The 16,232-nt window shown below is 72.4% G+C and carries 11 protein-coding genes and 1 pseudogene; 9 read left to right on the top strand and 3 right to left on the bottom strand.

Annotation, left to right across the window (positions count from 1 at the left end; genetic code table 11):
- Window positions 1–902 (top strand): annotated as a pseudogene (locus AB8Z75_RS18115) (Tellurium resistance); the annotation flags it as partial.
- A 126-nt stretch (window positions 903–1,028) separates the two neighbouring features.
- Here AB8Z75_RS18115 and AB8Z75_RS18110 read toward each other — a convergent pair.
- Window positions 1,029–2,186 (bottom strand): glycosyltransferase, encoded by a 1,158-nt coding sequence (locus AB8Z75_RS18110; protein WP_369203217.1) that lies wholly within the window; start codon window positions 2,184–2,186, stop codon window positions 1,029–1,031.
- An 84-nt stretch (window positions 2,187–2,270) separates the two neighbouring features.
- Between AB8Z75_RS18110 and AB8Z75_RS18105 the strand changes: the two genes are divergently transcribed.
- A complete protein-coding gene (locus tag AB8Z75_RS18105) occupies window positions 2,271–3,155 on the top strand; it encodes a glutamate racemase (RefSeq protein ID WP_369203215.1) in 885 nt (294 codons plus the stop codon).
- Between the two features lie 95 nt (window positions 3,156–3,250).
- The gene (locus AB8Z75_RS18100; RefSeq protein ID WP_369203213.1) at window positions 3,251–3,868 is read left to right on the top strand and encodes a hypothetical protein; all 618 of its coding nucleotides are present in this window, start codon (window positions 3,251–3,253) and stop codon (window positions 3,866–3,868) included.
- Window positions 3,869–4,022: 154 nt separating this feature from the next.
- Here AB8Z75_RS18100 and AB8Z75_RS18095 read toward each other — a convergent pair whose 3' ends face one another.
- Window positions 4,023–4,664 carry a class I SAM-dependent methyltransferase gene (locus tag AB8Z75_RS18095; RefSeq protein WP_369203211.1) on the bottom strand — a complete coding sequence of 214 codons (642 nt, stop codon included), beginning with the start codon at window positions 4,662–4,664 and terminating at the stop codon, window positions 4,023–4,025.
- A gap of 213 nt (window positions 4,665–4,877) precedes the next feature.
- Here AB8Z75_RS18095 and AB8Z75_RS18090 point away from each other — a divergent pair, with 213 nt between their 5' ends.
- From AB8Z75_RS18090 to xdhC, 6 genes are all read left to right on the top strand, one after another.
- A complete protein-coding gene (locus AB8Z75_RS18090) occupies window positions 4,878–5,366 on the top strand; it encodes an NUDIX domain-containing protein (protein ID WP_369203209.1) in 489 nt (162 codons plus the stop codon).
- Window positions 5,367–5,591: 225 nt separating this feature from the next.
- A complete protein-coding gene (locus tag AB8Z75_RS18085; protein WP_369203207.1) occupies window positions 5,592–8,126 on the top strand; it encodes an Hsp70 family protein in 2,535 nt (844 codons plus the stop codon).
- Window positions 8,127–8,462: 336 nt separating this feature from the next.
- Window positions 8,463–8,966 (top strand): nucleoside deaminase, encoded by a 504-nt coding sequence (locus AB8Z75_RS18080; protein ID WP_369203205.1) that lies wholly within the window; start codon window positions 8,463–8,465, stop codon window positions 8,964–8,966.
- 586 nt (window positions 8,967–9,552) lie between these two features.
- Entirely contained in the window at window positions 9,553–11,067 is a 1,515-nt protein-coding gene (locus tag AB8Z75_RS18075; RefSeq protein ID WP_369203203.1) for a xanthine dehydrogenase small subunit, read from the top strand.
- Window positions 11,064–13,475, top strand: coding sequence for a xanthine dehydrogenase molybdopterin binding subunit (xdhB, locus tag AB8Z75_RS18070; protein ID WP_369203201.1), 2,412 nt, complete (start codon window positions 11,064–11,066; stop codon window positions 13,473–13,475). Before AB8Z75_RS18075 ends, xdhB begins: the two co-directional genes overlap by 4 nt.
- On the top strand, window positions 13,468–14,286 hold the full coding sequence (gene xdhC / locus AB8Z75_RS18065; RefSeq protein WP_369203199.1) for a xanthine dehydrogenase accessory protein XdhC: 819 nt from the start codon (window positions 13,468–13,470) through the stop codon (window positions 14,284–14,286). The genes xdhB and xdhC overlap by 8 nt, the downstream gene beginning before the upstream one ends.
- Window positions 14,287–14,469: 183 nt before the next feature.
- On the opposite strand, the gene AB8Z75_RS18060 is transcribed toward xdhC, so the two are convergent.
- Window positions 14,470–15,972 (bottom strand): M28 family peptidase, encoded by a 1,503-nt coding sequence (locus tag AB8Z75_RS18060; protein ID WP_369203197.1) that lies wholly within the window; start codon window positions 15,970–15,972, stop codon window positions 14,470–14,472.
- Window positions 15,973–16,232 lie beyond the last annotated feature (260 nt).

The following is a 16,232-nucleotide window of genomic DNA, read 5'->3' as shown; positions in this document are numbered from 1 at the left end:
GTGCGGATGGGCAAGGTGACGCTCACCAAGGAGGGGCCCTCGGTCTCCCTGACCAAGCAGCTTGCTCATCCGCACGGGCGCGGCCCCCCCCCCCCCCCCCCCCCCCCCCCCCCCCCCCCCCCCCCCCCCCCCCCCCCCCCCCCCCCCCCCCCCCCCCCCCCCCCCCCCCCCCCCCCCCCCCCCCCCCCCCCCCCCCCCCGGCCCCGGCCCCGGCGGCTCCGGCGCCGCCGTCGGCATCTCAGCCCGCACCCGCCGCGCCCGTGCGGATGAGCAAGGTGACGCTCACCAAGGAGGCGCCCTCGGTCTCCCTGACCAAGCAGGGCGGCACCTCCGGCGCCATGCGGGTCAACCTCAACTGGACGACCCAGGCCCAGCAGCCCAAGGGGCTGGCCGGGCGGCTGAGCAAGGCCATGGGCGCGCTGACGGGCCCCGACCTGGACCTGTGCGCCCTCTACGAGCTGGCCGACGGCCGCAAAGGCGTCGTGCAGGCGCTCGGCAACTCCTTCGGCTCGCTGCACCGGCCGCCCTACATCCATCTCGACGGCGACGACCGCACCGGCGCCGTGGAGACCGGCGAGAACCTGACGCTCAACCTGGACCACGCGGCCGACCTGCGGCGTGTGCTCATCTTCGTCACCATCTACGAGGGCGCGCGCAGCTTCGCCGGGCTGCACGCCACCGTCACGCTCCGGCCGCAGCACGGCGCGCCCGTCGACTTCTCCCTCGACGAGTGCACCATCCCCTCCACCGTGTGCGCCCTCGCCCTGATCAGCAACGAGAGCGGCGAGTTGATGGTGCGCCGCGAAGCGCGTTACCTGGTGCCGCAGCGGGGCATGAGCCCGCAGCGCACCGTCGATCAGGAGTACGGCTGGGGCATGCAGTGGACGCCTGGGCGCAAGTGAGACGGCCCGGCGGACGCGTCGTCGTCACGACCCGTGCGGAAGTCGTCGCCATGACCCGTGCGGAAGTCGTCGTCATGACCCGTGCGGAAGAGGTGGCCACCGGGCGGAGCAGGGACGCCGTGGCCGTCAGCGATAGGTGCGGCCCTTCCACGCGGCGCCCCGGCCACGGTAGTGCTGCACCGCCGAGTCGACGGTCATCGCCAGGTAGAGCGCAGCCGTCACCGGCAGCACAGGCGCGAGCCACAGCGGCTGGCCGTAGTAGCGCAGTATCGGCAGGTACGTCAGCGTCATCAGCAGCCATGCCGCCCCGCCCACCGGCGACCCCGCGCACGCCCACACCGGCGGCACCAGATACACCAGCGCCAGCCCCAGTACGGTGCCGGCCAGCAGCAGCGGATTGTTGAGCAACTGCGCGTAGGCGCTGCGCGAGACCATGCGCCACAGCGGTCCCAGCCCCTCGTACGGGCGCACACTCGTCACCGAGTCCGCGAGCCCCAGCCAGATCCGGCCCCCCGCGCGCTTGACGGCACGGCCCAGCGTCACGTCGTCGATGACGGCGTCCCTGATGCTGTCCGGCAGCCGGGCCCGCACCGCCGTCCCGGTCCGCAGCAGCGCGCAGCCCCCCGCCGCCGCGGCGGTGCGCGCCGCGGGCCTGTTGACCCAGCGGAACGGATACAGCTGCGAGAAGAAGTACACGAAGGCCGGCACGATCATCCGCTCCCAGCCGGTACGCACCCGCAACCGCGCCATCTGCGACACCAGGTCGAGCCGCCCGGCGAGCGCCCCGCGCACCAGCCGGCGCAGCGAGTCGGGCCCGTGCGCGATGTCGGCGTCCGTCAGCAGCAGGAACTCGGGTACCCCTCCACCGGTGCGGCCCGCCCGCGCGTGCGCGATCCCGCACCGCAGGGCCCACAGCTTGCCCGTCCAGCCCGGCTCGGGCTCGCCCGCAGACAGCACCGTCAACGGCAGGCCGTCAGGCGTGCGTTCCGCGAGCGTGCGGGCGAGCCGCCCCGTACCGTCCGTGGAACCGTCGTCCACCAGCAGCACCTCCGCCCGCCCCGGGTAGTCCTGCGTCAGCAGCGAGGGCAGGCTCACCGGCAGCACCTCGGCCTCGTCACGGGCGGGCACGACCACGGTGACGGACGGCCACACCGCAGGCTCCTCGGCGGGCGCGGGCGGCATCCGCACATCGGTCCGCCAGAAGAAGCCCTGCCCCAACAGCAGCCACACCCACGCGGCCAGCGAGGCGAGCGGAACGGCGGTGGTCCAGGTGAGGGTGCTCATCGTGCGGCAGTCTGCCGCACGCGGGCCGCCCGGAGCACCGTGACGAGCCGGGTCCGCATAGCCGATCGATTACAGTTGTGCACCGTGAAGATCGCGCTCATGGACTCCGGTATCGGCCTGCTCGCAGCGGCAGCGGCGGTGCGCCGCGCACGCCCCGACGCCGACCTGGTGCTCTCCCTCGACCCTGACGGAATGCCCTGGGGGCCCCGTGACGCGGACGGGATCACCGAGAGAGCCCTCCTGTGCGCCCGCGCCGCCGCCGCGCACGAGCCCCAGGCGCTGATCGTGGCCTGCAACACCGCCTCGGTGCACGCGCTGCCCGCCCTCCGTGCCGAACTGGAGCCCGCGCTGCCGGTCATCGGCACCGTTCCCGCCGTCAAGCCCGCCGCGGCGGCTGCCGCGACCACCGGGGGCCGGGTCGCGATCTGGGCCACGCCCGCCACCACGGGAAGCCCCTACCAGCAGCAGCTGATCGAAGAGTTCGCGAACGGCGCCGACATCACGGGCGTGCCCTGCCACGGGCTGGCCGAAGCGATCGAGAACGGCGACGAGGCGCTCATCTCGGCGGCGGTCGAGGCCGCGGCCCGGCGCACACCCGGCTACGCGCAGACCGTCGTCCTCGGCTGCACCCACTACGAGCTGGTCGGCGAGCGCATCCGCGAAGCCCTCGGCGGCTCCGACTCCCGTTCCGGCCCCGGCCCCGGCCCCGGCCACGGCTCGGACTCCGGCTCCGGCCACGGCTCGGACTCCGGCCCGCGCCCCGGCCCGGACGGGCCCGCGCTGCAGGGCTCCGCCGTCGCCGTCTGTGCCCAAGCGCTGCGCCGCGCGGGCATCCGACCCGAGCCCGGCGCCGCGCCCACCGGCGGCCTCACGGTGCTGCACAGCGGCAGGACCAGCACCCTTCCCGCCGCCGCGCTCACCTACGCGGAGGGCCGCCTCCTCGCCCCCGCCGCAGCCGCGCGCGGCTGACGCCCTCACGCCGCGTATACACCCCTTCGGGGGCTTTGCGGACGGCTCGGCTCCACGGGCTGCCCCCGCCTCGCAGCGGGAGTACGCTGCCGAACATGACGGATCTGCCCCGCGACGGCGCGCCCCCCGCCGAAGGTGGCGCCGGATTCCGCGGCCATGACGACTCCCCGCTCGCCCCACCCGCGCCCCTCGCGGACGCCGCCTCGGCGGCGAGAGCCGAGGGGTGGACAGGGCGGGCCACCAGCCGCCTCCAATGGGGGCTCGCGGCCCTGGGGGCCGGCTGCCTGGCGCTCGGTATCGAGCTCGCCGTCGACACCAGTTGGTCAGGCGGGCTCGTGCCGCTGGTCATGTCGGTCGTCGGCTGCGTCGCCACCGGGCTGCTGATCCTCTTCGGCACCCTGGCCTTCGTCCACGTCGAGGTCACCGTCGACGACGACAGCCTGCAGGTGCGCTGCGGCCACGCCGGTGTGCCGCGCCGCCGGATTCCGCTGCGGGACGTCGTCGCGGCCGACCACGCACCCACCGTCACCCCACGGCACTGGGGCGGCTGGGGCTACCGCTGGCGCCCCGGAATGGGCACGGCGGTGGTGATCCGCCGTGGTGAGGGCGTCATCCTGCGGCTGGGGGACGGCCGGGTCTTCACCGTCACGGTGGACGACGCCGAGGCGGCCGTTCACCACATCCGCGCCCGCCTCGCCGTACTGCGCGCCTGACCGGCCGAGGGGTTCGGCAGGGGGAGCGGCTCCCCCCCCCGCACAGTGGTCCGGCACGGTGACGGCCAGGCGGGACCGGACCGACCCGACGTCCCGCACGGGACGTGAGCGGCGGCGCGCGCGGAGAACCCGACGCGGGCCCGGCCGCACCGGGTCACCTCCCCGAGCGCATCAGCAGATGCCCACGGCGGAACCGCTCCCCCTCGCCCGGCTCCCGCAGCATCCGCCCGACCTCGGTGAAGCCGGCCTCACCGGCCAGCTCGGCGAGGTCGTCGATCGGCCATCGGTAGGCGGTCGTCACCTTGTGGTCGAACGCGGTGGTCGGCTCACCCTCCGACTCGAAGAAGGCGAGCAGAAGCGTGCCTCCTCGCGCCAGTACCCGACGGAACTCCTGGAAGTACGAGGGGATCTCCCGCGGTGGGGTGTGAATGACCGAATACCAGGACACGATGGCCTGCAACTGGCCGTCGGCCAAGTCCAGGGTCTCCATGGAACCGAGCTCGAACCGCAGGTCCGGGTACGCCTCGCGGGCGAGAGCGATCATCGCCGGCGACAGATCGACGCCGAAGACGTCCAGCCCCAGATCCCGCAGGTGTGCCGTGACACTGCCGGGGCCGCACCCCAGCTCGGCGACGGGCCCCGAGCCGGCGGCCCGCACGGTGTCGGCGAACGCGGCGAGTACCGCACGATCCAGTGGAAAGGCGGCGAGCGCGTCACGGGCGAGTTCGGCATACAGAGCGGCGACGGCATCGTAGGCCTCAGCCGTCGCACGGGGAGACGAGGAAGGGTCGGTCACAGACGATGACACTAGAGCCTCCCCGCAACGCTGACGACCGGTTTCCGGACAGGGCCGGCCGGCGCCTGGGCGAAGCGGCGGCGGCACCGGACGTGCCGCACGAGCCGGTGTCATGACCTGCCCGTCAGCTCGCCACGGGGGTCCTGAGGGATGCCTGGCGCCGCTCAGCGTGCACGCGGGCCCCCGGTGCCGGCCGCGTCGTAGGGTCGGTGCATGGCCACTCCTGATTTCATCCGTGACCTGCGGCGCTCCGCGGGGCACCAGCTGCTGTACCTGCCCGGTGTGACGGCGGTCGTCTTCGACGGCCGGGGGCGGGTGCTGCTCGGCCGGCGTGTCGACACCGGTTTGTGGTCGGTGATCGGCGGCATCCCGGAGCCGGGCGAGCAGCCCGCTGACTGCGCGGTGCGGGAGGTCTTCGAGGAGACGAACGTGCGGTGCGTGCCGGAACGTGTCGTATCCGTCCACGGCATCGAGAAGCCCGTCACCTACCCGAACGGCGATGTCTGCCAGTTCATGGACATCACCTTCCGCTGCCGTGCGGTCAGTGACGAGGCCCGTGTCAACGACGACGAGTCGCTGGAGGTGGGCTGGTTCGACCTGGACGCGCTGCCGCCCCTCGCGGAGTTCGCGGTCTTCCGGATCAAGCAGGCCACAGAGGGTGGGCCCACGTGGTTCCACGGCATGCCGGAGGCGTGTCACTGACGCGTGGCAGGCGGCGGGAGAGCGCCCGCCTCGGCCGCTACGGTGCCTGACAAAGCGGCGTTACGTGCGCCCGCCGGAGGCAGTTCGTCGGCCAGGTAGGAGCCACCGCCCCCGCCGGCCCTGCGCCCTGGCCAACCGTTCGGCGTGCCGAAGGACGGGGTCGGCGCGCGGTGCGGTGAAGCTAGCCTTGCGGGTGTTGCCGAGCGGGCAGGGGGACAGCCGACTGTGGAGCCGTTGCGTGAGGGAGATCCCGCGCGGATCGCCGAGTACCGGATTCTCGGCCGGCTGGGCGAGGGCGGGATGGGCGTGGTCTACCTGGCCCGGACGCCACGGGGCCGCCTGGTCGCGGTGAAGACCGTCCGTGCCGAACTGGCGGCGATCCCGGATTTCCGCCGGCGCTTCGCGTGGGAGACCGTGGCTGCCCAGCGGGTCGGCGGGCAGTGGACCGCGCAAGTCCTGGCGGCAGGCCCCGACGCGCAGGTGCCGTGGGTGGCGACCGCTTACATCGCGGGGCCGACGCTACACGAGGTGGTCAGCCGGTACGGTCCCTTGCCGGAGCGTTCGGTGCGGGTGCTGGCCGCCAGGCTGGCCCAGGCGCTCGCCGACATCCATCTCTCGCTGATCCACCGCGACCTGAAACCGTCCAACGTCATGATGACGCTCGACGGTCCGAAGGTGATCGACTTCGGTGTCGCCCGGGCCGTGGGCTCGTCCCTGACCACGGTGCTGACCGCGGGCGGGGCCACCGTCGGCACGCCCGCCTTCATGTCCCCGGAGCAAGCCCGGGGCGAGCACCTGAGCGGGGCCAGCGACGTCTTCTCGCTGGGCTCGGTCCTGGCCTTCGCCGCCCGCGGGCGGGCGCCTTTCGAGGCCGCGGACGGGCAGGCGCTCGCGCTGATGTACCAGGTGGCCCACGCGGAGCCCGACCTGGCCGGCGTGCCGGCGGCGCTGCGGGGTCTGATCAGCAGCTGTTTGGCCAAAGCCCCCGCCGACCGCCCCTCCCCGCGTGCCCTGCGGGAACAGGCGGAAGCAGGCTACGACCCGTCCACTGGCTGGCTGCCGCCACAAGTGCTCGACCAGCTGGCACGCGACGCCGTGCGCCTCCTCGATCAGGAGGACCCGCTGACACACCCCTTCACCACCACGACGCCGTCCACGGACGACGTCCCCGGCTACACACGTCCGGCAACGCCCCCGGCAGGGACCCCCCGCACTTCCCAGCCCCCGTACGACGTCCGGAATCCGCCCGTGGGCATCGACCTGGGAACGACGAACTCGGTTGTCAGCGCGCACATCGGCGGGAATGTTCGGTGCATCCCCAACAGCGAGGGATTACCGGTCACGCCGAGCCTGGTGGCAGTCACCGCCGAGGGGAGGGTCCTGACAGGTGCAGCCGCCGAGCGGCAGGCCCTCACGAACCCTGCCGGCACCGTACGGTCGGTGATGCTGAAGCTGGGCACGGACTGGAGCATGACACGGGGCGGCGTACGGCTGACAGCGCATGACGCCGTCCGCCTCCTCCTCACCCGGCTACGGGAGGACGCCGAGGCGTACCTCGGCGCATCACTCGGTGTGGTGGCGCTGACGGTGCCTGCCGTTTTCGGGTTCCGTCAGCGGAAGGCGTTGGCCGTTGCCGCCGAAGCCGCGGGGATGCGTGTAGCGCGTATGGTCAGCGGGCCCGTGGCTACGGGGGTGGCGTATCACTGGGACCAGTGGCAGGAAGATGCCACGGTACTGGTCCTGGATCTCGGTGGTGGGACGCTCGACGTCTCGCTGCTGCAGGTCGGTGACGGCGTCGTGGAGGTCTTTGGGAACGCGGGCGACCACCTCGGCGGTGACGACTGGGACCTGCGGATCGTCCAGCACCTGACGAGCCGCTTCCGAGACCGCTACGGCGTCGATCTCGTCGACGACGCCGCGGTGATGCAGCGTCTGCGGGAGGCGGCTGAGAAGGCGAAGACCGAGCTGTCGACGGTGCGCACCACGGCACTTCGGCTGCCCTACCTCGCCCACGGCCCTCAGGGGCCGCTGCACCTCGACGAGACCCTGTCCCGCGAGGAGTTCGAGAGCCGCACCCGGGACCTGCTGGAGCGCTGCCTTCAGCCCGTCGAACGCGCCCTCTCCGACGCAGCGCTCACGTACGCCGACATCGACCGGGTCGTCCTGGCAGGCGGTGCCGCCCGCATGCCGGCGGTCGACGAGTGGGCCCGCCGGCTCGCGGGGGGCCGGGAGCCCTGGCGCCGACTGATCACGGACGGGGCGGCCACCGGCGCCGCACTCGAGGCCGGCGTCCTGGCCGGTGCCGTGAAGGACGTGCTCACCTTGCACGCCTGCCCCACCTCCGTCAGCGTGGAGGTGCAGGGCGAGACAGCCGAGCGGATCCTCCACCGGAACACGACGCTCCCCACGAAGAGAAGTGAGCGCTTCACGACGTGCGGGCACGAACAGGGCACGGTGGTCCTGCACGTCGTGGAAGGGGAGAGGCGGGAGGCGTCGGCGAACAGGACCCTCGCGGTGTTGGTGCTCGACGGAGTCCCACCAGCCGCTCGCGGCGTACCGGTGATCGAAGTGACCACAGACCTGGACCCCATGGGTCTCCTCCACGTCACGGCCGAGGACCTGGGCACCGGCCGGGTGGTGAGGGCCACCGTCGACGACACCACCATCCAGGAGGCGGCCACTCTCGTCCGGTCGCCCCGTTGGGCCCGGCTGCGCGAACTCGCCCCCGTACTGCTGCCGCCCTCGTCCCCACCGTCCTGATCGCTTCCTGGCACACCTCTTTGCCAAGACCGACAGGTCTTTGCCAAGACCGACAAGGCGAGCGGGCCGGCCCTTTGTAGGTAACGACAAGAAGCCGACTCCTGCCTGCGAAAGTCTTCATGTCTTCCACCTCTGGCCGCCGCAACTCGGTTGGCGGTGTACTCCTCACACAAGCTGAACGAAGGCGCCGAGGCGGCGCTGGACTCCCGCGGGTGCCGTCGGCCGAGCTGCTCGCGGCTGCACGTGCGGAACCGACGTGTTGCCGAGAGCGTGCGGCGTCCCGCACGGCCGGAGCATCCGGGAGTCCTCACCGTCTCCGAACCGAAAGAAGCGACCGTGACTACGCAGACCCAAGAAGCGAACACCCGGGATCACGAGCGTGCCTGGATGGGCGAGGCGATCAGGCTGGCCACCGACAGCGTGGCGGACGGCGGCGGTCCGTTCGGCGCACTGGTTGCCAAGGGCAATGACATCATCGCGATCGGGAACAACCAGGTCACCGCGGCCCTGGACCCGACGGCGCACGCCGAGGTGAGTGCCATGCGTGCCGCCTGCAAGCAGCTCGACTCCTTCTCACTCGAGGGCTGCGTGCTGGTCACCTCGTGCGAGCCGTGTCCGATGTGCCTTTCCTCCGCGCTGTGGGCGCGGGTCGACCGGATCGTCTTCTCCGCCGACCGGCACGACGCCGCGGTGGCCGGTTTCGACGACCGCAAGTTCTACGACCTGTTCGAGAAGCAGCCGACGTCGATGTGGCCGGTGCACGTCGAGCAGTTGGACCTGCCCAACCGTACGGCGCCGTTCGACGCGTGGCTGGCCAAGTCGGACCGCGTCGACTACTGACGGCCCGGTCCGCCGCGCACCGGCACGCGGGCGATGACGATCGCCTCCCGGGGCCGGCCACCCGTACAGGGCGGCCGGCCCCCTGCGGGCGCCGGACCTCCGCTCCGCTTGTCGGAAAAGGCGCTGTGGTGTGCGGAGTTGCGCGCCGAACCGCCGTATCGCTTTGGACGATAGGACAATGTGCGGGGAGACAGGTGGCCGGCTCGTCAGAGCTTCCTCTGAGCCGATGCGGGTTTCCGCAGGTCGGGTTGACTGACGGGTCGGTGGCAACTTAGTTTCAAGCGCACCGGCCCGTTGGCTACCAGAAGGAGGCGAAGTCGGATGTCGATCCTCTCCGACCTGCATCGCCTCGCCCGGCGGACCGCCTGGGTCCCGGGCCGCGTCGCGCACGGCTGCTGAGCAGCCCCTCCGACCGGCGTGCCCGCGTTGCGGCCCCGGCACCTTCCGTTCTTCGTCATCGCCTGCGGCACGCCGTTTTCGTGCCGATCTGCGCTTCCGGTTCTCAAGCTGCGCCACCGAAAGAGAAAGCCCCTGAAATGGCGACTAGGATAATCAGTACGACCGCGCACCGAAATGAGGATGTGTCATGGTAGCGGCGCGGACCACGGTCAATGGGAAGGCCACCCCGATTTCCCCGGCCGCCCCCCATACATCGGTCCTGGATTTCCTGCGTGAGCGTGGCCTCACCGGGAGCAAGGAAGGCTGCGCCGAGGGCGAATGCGGCGCGTGTTCGATCCTGGTGGCCCGTCCGGGGGTGAACAAGCCGACCGACTGGGTGGCGGTCAACGCCTGCCTGGTCCCGGCCGCGGCCCTCGACGGTCAGGAGATCGTCACCTCCGAAGGCCTCGCCACCGCCGGCGAGCCCGGCACGCCGCCCACGCTGCACCAGGTGCAGGAGGAGATGGCGCTGCGCGGCGGCTCGCAGTGCGGTTACTGCACACCGGGCTTCGTCTGCAGCATGGCCGCCGAGTACTACCGGCCCGACCGCTGCGCGGTAGCCGACGCGAACGTGGCCGACAGTGACACGGCCGACAGCGACGCGGCCGGCCGTGACGCCGCCTGCACCACCGACGCCGAGCACGGTCCGAACGGGTTCGATCTGCACTCGCTGAGCGGGAACCTGTGCCGCTGCACCGGCTACCGCCCGATTCGCGACGCCGCGTTCGCCCTCGGCGCGCCCGCCGAGGACGACCCGCTGGCGCAGCGCCGTGAGCAGGCCCCACCCGAACCGGTCGCCACCGCGTACGCCCAGGACGACAGCGTGTTCCTGCGCCCGGGCACGCTGGCCGAGACCCTGCGGGTGCTGCGCGAGCGACCCGACGCGGTGGTGGTCGCCGGAAGCACCGACTGGGGCGTGGAGGTGAACATCCGCTCCCGGCGGGCGGACTGCGTGGTCGCCGTCGACCGGCTGCCCGAACTGCGGGGACTGCGCGTCGAGTCCGACCACGTCGAGGTCGGGGCGGCGCTGACGCTCACCGAGATCGAACGCCGCCTCGACGGCCGCGTCCCGCTGCTGGCGCAACTGTTCCCGCAGTTCGCTTCCCGGCTCATCCGCAACAGCGCGACCCTCGGCGGCAACCTGGGTACCGGCTCTCCCATCGGTGACAGCCCGCCGGTGCTGCTCGCGCTGGAGGCGTCGGTCGTGCTCGCCGACGCCGACGGTGAGCGCGAGGTCCCGCTTGCGGACTACTTCACCGGATACCGGCAGAGCGTACGCCGTCCGGGCGAGTTGATCCGGGCGGTGCGCATCCCGCTGCCCCTGGCGCCGGTCGCGGCCTTCCACAAGATCGCCAAGCGGCGCTTCGACGACATCTCCAGCGTGGCGGTCGCCTTCGCGCTGGACATCGAGGACGGCTTCGTCCGCAAGGCACGCATCGGCCTGGGCGGCGTCGCCGCCACGCCGGTCCGCGCCCTGGCGACCGAGGCGGCCCTGGAGGGCAAGCCGTGGGCCGCCGAGACCGCCGAGGCCGCGGCCCAGGTGCTGCGGGCCCAGGGCACGCCGATGAACGATCACCGAGCCAGCGCCGACTACCGCTCCGCGATGCTCGGCCAGAGCCTGCTGAAGCTGTACGCAGAAACCACTGAGGCGGTGTCGTCATGAGCCATCTGTCCGAGCGCCCCGAAACGTCTGTCGTCGGCGTACCGATGCCGCACGAGAGCGCCGCCCAGCACGTCACCGGTACCGCGCTCTACACCGATGACCTGGTCTTCCGTACCAAGGACGCGCTGCACGCCTACCCGGTGCAGGTCATGAAGGCGCACGGCAGGATCACGGCGCTGCGCACCGAGCCCGCGCTCGCCGTGCCCGGTGTGGTCCGGGTGCTGACCGGTGCCGACGTGCCCGGCGTCAACGACGCCGGGATGAAGCACGACGAACCGCTCTTCCCCGACGAGGTCATGTTCCACGGCCACGCGGTCGCCTGGGTGCTGGGCGAGTCCCTGGAGGCTGCCAGGCTCGGTGCGGCGGCCGTCGAGGTGGAACTCGACGAGCAGCCCGCACTGCTCACGCTGCAAGAGGCGATCGCGGCCGAGAGTTTCCACGGCGCCCAGCCCGTCGTACTGACCGGCGACGTCGACGCGGGCTTCGCCGACTCCGCACACGTGTTCACCGGCGAGTTCCAGTTCTCCGGCCAGGAGCACTTCTACCTCGAGACGCACGCGGCCCTGGCCCAGATCGACGAGAACGGGCAGGTCTTCGTCCAAAGCAGCAGCCAGCACCCCTCGGAGACCCAGGAGATCGTCGCGCACGTGCTGGGCCTGCACAGCCACGAGGTGACCGTGCAGTGCCTGCGGATGGGCGGCGGCTTCGGCGGCAAGGAGATGCAGCCGCACGGCTTCGCGGCCATCGCCGCGCTCGGGGCCAGGCTGACAGGGCGGCCGGTCCGGCTGCGGCTCAACCGGACCCAGGACCTGACCATGTCGGGCAAGCGCCACGGGTTCCACGCCGAGTGGCGGATCGGCTTCGACGCCGACGGCCGTATCCAGGCGCTGGACGCCACCTTGACCGCGGACGGCGGCTGGAGCCTGGACCTCTCGGAGCCGGTGCTGGCCCGCGCGCTGTGCCACATCGACAACACCTACTGGATTCCCCACGCCCGCGTCGCCGGTCGCATCGCCAAGACCAACGCGGTCTCCAACACCGCCTTCCGTGGCTTCGGCGGACCGCAGGGCATGCTGGTGATCGAGGACATCATGGGCCGGTGCGCGCCGCTGCTCGGCCTGGACCCGCGGGAGTTGCGCGAGCGCAACTTCTACCGGCAGGGCCAGTCGACGCCGTACGGGCAGCCGGTCGCCCACCCCGAACGGATCTCCACCGTCTGGCAGCAGGTGTGCGAGGACGCGGATCTCACCGACCGCGAACGCGAGATCGCCGCCTTCAACGCCGCGCACCCGCACACCAAGCGGGCGCTCGCGCTCACCGGCGTGAAGTTCGGGATCTCCTTCAACCTCACCGCCTTCAACCAGGGCGGCGCGCTGGTGCTGATCTACAAGGACGGCTCGGTCCTGATCAACCACGGCGGCACCGAGATGGGCCAGGGCCTGCACACCAAGATGCTGCAGGTGGCCGCGACCACCCTGGGTATCCCACTGCACAAGGTGCGGCTGGCGCCGACCCGCACCGACAAGGTGCCCAACACCTCGGCGACCGCCGCCAGTTCCGGTGCGGACCTCAACGGTGCGGCCGTCAAGAACGCCTGCGAGCAGTTGCGCGAGCGGCTGCTGGGGGTGGCCGGCACCCAGCTGGGTGCGAACGCCTCCGACGTGCGCATCGTCGACGGCGTCGCGCGCGCTCTCGGCAGCGACACCGAGCTGGCCTGGGACGATCTGGTGCGCGCCGCGTACTTCCAGCGGGTACAGCTGTCGGCGGCCGGTTTCTACCGGACCGAGGGGCTGCACTGGGACGCGAAGACTTTCCGGGGCACGCCGTTCAAGTACTTCGCCTACGGCGCGGCCGCAACAGAGGTGGAGGTCGACGGCTTCACCGGCGCGTACCGCATCCGGCGGGTGGACATCGTGCACGACGTCGGCGACAGCCTGTCCCCGATGATCGACATCGGCCAGGTCGAGGGCGGTTTCGTGCAGGGCGCGGGCTGGCTGACGCTTGAGGACCTGCGCTGGGACACCGGTGAGGGACCGAACCGCGGCCGGCTGCTGACCCAGGCAGCGAGCACCTACAAGCTGCCCAGCTTCTCGGAGATGCCCGAGGAGTTCAACGTCACGCTGCTGGAGAACGCCACCGAAGAGGGCGCGGTCTACGGCTCCAAGGCGGTGGGTGAGCCTCCGCTGATGCTGGCGTTCTCGGTGCGGGAAGCGTTGCGGCAGGCCGCCGCGGCGTTCGGGCCCGCCGGAGTCAGCGTGGAACTCGCCTCCCCGGCGACGCCGGAGGCGGTGTTCTGGGCGATCGAAGCGGCCCGCGGCGGTGACGCACGGCGCGGCGGTCACGCGGAGCACGACGTTCGTGACGGCGGCGCGGTCCGCGTCGGCACGAGCGCCCTGAGCAATGCCTGACACGACCTGGGTGGCCGCGGTCGCGCGGTTGCGAGCCCGCCGGGAGCCCGGCGTGCTGGTGACCGTCGCGACCGTGCGCGGCCACGCGCCCCGCCGGGCCGGTGCCAAACTCGTCGTGGGACGGACCGGGACCTGGGGCTCGATCGGCGGCGGCAACATCGAGGCCGTGGCCATCGACCGGGCCCGCGAGCGGATCGGCACGTGCCATCCGGAGCCGGAGCTGATGGAGTTCGCCCTCAACGACAAGGTGACCAACCGGCACGGCGTGCAGTGCTGCGGCGGAGCCGTCACCGTACTGCTCGAACCGCTGCCGGTGGTGCCCGCGGTGGCGGTCTTCGGCGTCGGGCACGTCGGGCTGGAGCTGGCACGCATCCTGGCCCGCCACAGCCTCGACCTGCACCTGGTCGACACCCGCACCGACATGCTCACCGACGAGCGGCTCGGCGTGCTCGCGGACGCGGTGGCGCAGATCCACGTGCACCACACGCCGCTGCTTCCCGAGGAGGTGCTCGAAGAGCTGGCACCCGGCACCCACGTCCTGATCATGACGCATGACCACGCCGAGGACGCCGCACTGGCCGACGCCGCCCTGCGTACCGCGGGAATCGGCTCGATCGGGCTGATCGGCTCGGCCGCCAAGTGGGCGCGTTTCCGGCAACGCCTGGCCACCGAGGGCGGTCACGACGCCGCCGCGATCGACCGGATCAAGACCCCGATCGGAATGACCGAGATCACCGGCAAGGAACCCGCCACGATCGCGGTGAGTGTCGCGGCGGACCTGTTGAGGACCTTCGAGGCGGACCGCGGCTGAGCGCCTCCGCTGAGCGCCTCCGCGCCTCGATCAGGAGGAGGGGCCTTCCCTTCCGGTTTGCCTTCCCGGTGTATGCGAGGCGGTTGGTTCGCCTTCTCGGCGCACGTGAGGCGTCTGGCCGGGCGGCACCGGCCAGGCGACCGGCGAGGCGGTCAGGTGCCGGGCGCGCGCTGTCCGGACGGGTCAGCGCTCGGCCCGGCGTACGGCCCGTACCGCGTCGTCGTCCATGGCCAGCCGGGCCGCGACCCAGGCCAGCGCGGGCGCGTTCCGGTCGAGGGCCGTGCGGTCGATCGCGTCCAGGCGGTCGCACGGCTGGTGGTAGCAAGGGTCGAACATCTGCCCAGCGGTGCCGCCGAAGCGTGCCTGCTGCTCCTCCGTCTTCACCCCCAGGTTTCCTCCGTCGATGCCACCGACCGGGAGGCCGGCGGCCTGGAAGACCAGGTGGTCGGAGCCGATGGCGCCTGGGTCCTGGCGCTCGAAGGGCAGACCGTGCCGGGTGAAGTACCCGGCGAACAGCTCGGCGATCTCGTGGCTGCCGCCCGACCCCGGATCCCACACGAAACGCCCGGAGTTGGAGGGTGCGAGCAGCTCGCCGTTGAGGACGGCCGCGATCCTGCCGCGCTCGGCGGGGGAGAGGTGGTCCACGTAGTAGCCGGAGCCGACGTCGAGGATCTCCTCCGCGCCCCACCACATGAATCTGACCTTGTTGCGCACCGCGTCCTGATGCGGAGCCATCGCCAGCGCCGTCTGCAGGACGGTCGCGGCCGTCGAGCCGTTGTCGTTGATGCCGGGAGCCTCGGGGACGCTGTCCAGATGCCCGCCCAGCACGACCACGTCGTCAGGGTCGCCGCCGCGCGTCTCGGCGATGAGGTTGACCGTCGTGCGCTCCACGTTCCGCGCCCGCAGCGTCAGCCGCACCCGCGCCCCGTTCCGTGCCGTCGCCTGACGGGCCAGCCGCTCCCCGTCTGTCTGGGAGACCATGCCCATGGGGATGCTGAAGTCCGCCGGGTCCATGGCCATGAGGCGGTAGTTGTTCTCCGGCGACGGTGTCGGGTAGTACATCACCACCGCCCGTGCGCCGGCCCGCGCGGCGACCTGCTGCTGGTGCGCGAAACCGCAGGCGTTCCGGGCCAGGACGACGACGGAGCCGCGGACGGCCACGCCGTCGTAGTCGTCGGCCGCGCAGCCGGTTCTGCCCTCGGGCAGGGCGACGGCCCGCGCGCGGACGCCGCTCGCGGCGGTCGACGGCGTGAACCGCGTCATCAGTACGGGTACGTCGTGAGCCCTTCCGTGGCCCTTCCGCACGGACAGCCGTTCGTCGGTGACGTCGAAGTCGGTGTAGGGAACCTGCTGCCGCTGCACCGCGTACCCCGCGGCCTCCAGCCGCCCGGCGACGTACCGCACCGAACGGGTGAACCCGGGCCGGTTGTAGCCGCGGTCGCCGCCGCTGGCGTCCGCGATCCGCTGGAACGCCCGCAGATGGCGGAACACCTCACGGCCGCGTACCTGAGCCGCCAGCCGGTCGGCCGTCAGCCCGCGCGGGTCGTCGGCGCGTGCCGGGGCGTTCCCAGCGGGCGCAGTGGTGGCGGCGGCCACCGTCTGCTGCCCCGCCAGGCAGGTCAGCGTCAGCGCGGCTGCCGCCGTCAGTCTCAGCACCCGGCGCAGCGGGCGGGAGGAGGTGCGCACAGAGAGTCCCTTCGAGCGGTGGCCCGCGACGCGGGCGAGAACCGGCCTCGCACGGGCGGCGACGGCCGGCTTGGCACGGGCGACGGACGGTCTCGCACAGGCGAGGACCGGCCTCGCGTCGGCGGTGGCCGACGCCGGTGGCGGGGCGGGGGGACAACCGGACCCGGGCAGGCGCCGGGCCGCAGCCCCGGGTCCGGGCGGGACCCGGACCCGTGCCGGGTCAGGATGCCCCCCCCGGCCGGTCCTCGCCTGTGCGAGAC

Origin of the sequence: Streptomyces sp. PU-14G, assembly GCF_041028275.1 — a bacterium.
In the GTDB taxonomy this organism is placed as follows: Bacteria; Actinomycetota; Actinomycetes; order Streptomycetales; family Streptomycetaceae; genus Streptomyces.
This window is presented reverse-complemented; position numbering and strand designations above follow the sequence as displayed.